The 1,650-nt window shown below is 58.9% G+C and carries 2 protein-coding genes; both read left to right on the forward strand.

Annotation, left to right across the window (positions count from 1 at the left end):
• The first annotated feature begins 391 nt into the window (after positions 1-391).
• Positions 392-763, forward strand: coding sequence for a hypothetical protein (locus ACI94_RS08830; protein WP_286681325.1), 372 nt, complete (start codon positions 392-394; stop codon positions 761-763).
• A gap of 75 nt (positions 764-838) precedes the next feature.
• A complete protein-coding gene (locus ACI94_RS08835; protein ID WP_209727632.1) occupies positions 839-1,531 on the forward strand; it encodes a hypothetical protein in 693 nt (230 codons plus the stop codon).
• Positions 1,532-1,650 lie beyond the last annotated feature (119 nt).

Consider the following 1,650-nt stretch of genomic DNA (forward strand, 5'->3'; position numbering starts at 1 on the left):
TAGACCTGGAACTGCCACGTTCCGGCCTCTGGTGAGGGGATCCACGTGCGGATCTGTGCGTCTTTATCACCACCCAGATCGGTATCGTGATAGTAGGCGTACGTGCTTCCGTCCGGCGAGATGATCTTCAGCGTCAACGACTGCTGGGGGATAAACCAGTCCAGATTTACAAACAGCGTTGAGCTCCCGGGAGGTACGTACGTGTTGTGGTAGTGTGTCTCTTCCTGCTCCTTCTTCTTCCCGCGTTCGTCGAGACGACCATGCCGAACGACTCCTACATGATCAAGATCACCGGTCTGTCCGATCTCGCCGTGAACGGCACCGCCACGGTCATGATCCCGGTTCCGGCGAANNGTGGAGGACGGCGATCCGGGAGACGCCGTACGGGAAGATGATCGCGTTCACGACGACGGAAGACTACGCGCAGGATATCTTCAGACCGACCGGCGAGTTCGAGACGAAAGAAGAACCCCGACTGCTCGTGCCGGTCCTCGCAACCCCCGAGAACGCGAGCGTCACCGAGTTCGCCCGGAGCTCGGGCGGGACCTACACCACTGTCGTCTTCCTCGACGGCTTCGTCCCGCCGGAGAACGCCACATCGATCTCGTTTGACCTCGAGTACCGGGGCGGCGGGGGCATGAAATACCTGATAGAGGAGGATACCTGGACGGCGACGGTGAATACGGCCGTTTCGAGCACAGAGTCCGGCTTCGTCCCGGTCCCGGCCGAATACCACGTCATTCCCGGGGGTATCCACCTTTGATGGACGGTCCCGTGCGGAGAATCTCATGGTGGATCGTGAGCGCCGCAGTCCTGCGGATCAGGAAGTGAATGGAAGATGGCTCCCTCGATAATTTCCTTTCTCGCCAAAGTCGTTGTTGTCTCGCTTCTCGCCATCGCGATTGTCGCCATCGGCGGAAACATTCTCGTCCACTATCATCAGACCCGGATGATGTCGGAGCATTCCTGGGATTACTCATACGCCGTCTCCGTTACCGGGCTGTCCGGCTACCGGGGAGATCCGATCACGGAGTTTGTCGTTCCCCTCCCTGCAGTCGGCGGTTCACCGGTCTTTTCCGGAGAGGACCTCCGGTGGATGACCTCTGACAACTGTACGACTCTCCCGGTTAGGACAGAGAATGGGGAGATGCTTGGACTGCGTCTCCCCGGTGCGGATCTCACGGATGTCTCCGCCGCTCACTCAGGGGGTTTCTTAAGAGAGGTCTCGCGTGAGGAGATAGCGGCGAGCGGGTTTGTGCCGGGACTCTCACGCCTCTCGAAAGCGGGGAATGCCTCTCCATACATCATCGTCCCGGATTCGCTCCGCCCCGTATCGGACGATCCTGAGCCCATCCTGGTCAGCATCAACTTCACCATATCCGGCGAGGGGAGGCCCGACTACCACATCTCGATCATGGAGCGGATCCCGCCGGGAAAGACCGGGATCATCCCCGTAGAACCAAGGATCTATCACCGAGACAGTTCTCGCGAACCCTTCCGCCCCCTGGAGGAGAAGAACTCCATCAACTGAGACGTATACTCTGGAGTGCCCCCGCCCATCACAACCTTTATCGTTAGGTCAAGCCAAACTAATCTGCATCAACTATGACGGCGAGAGTTGAGCATCTGTTCGAGGTCATTGATCGCCTG

The sequence above is a fragment of the Methanoculleus sp. DTU007 genome, assembly GCF_001512385.1.
Lineage (GTDB): Archaea > Halobacteriota > Methanomicrobia > Methanomicrobiales > Methanoculleaceae > Methanoculleus > Methanoculleus thermophilus.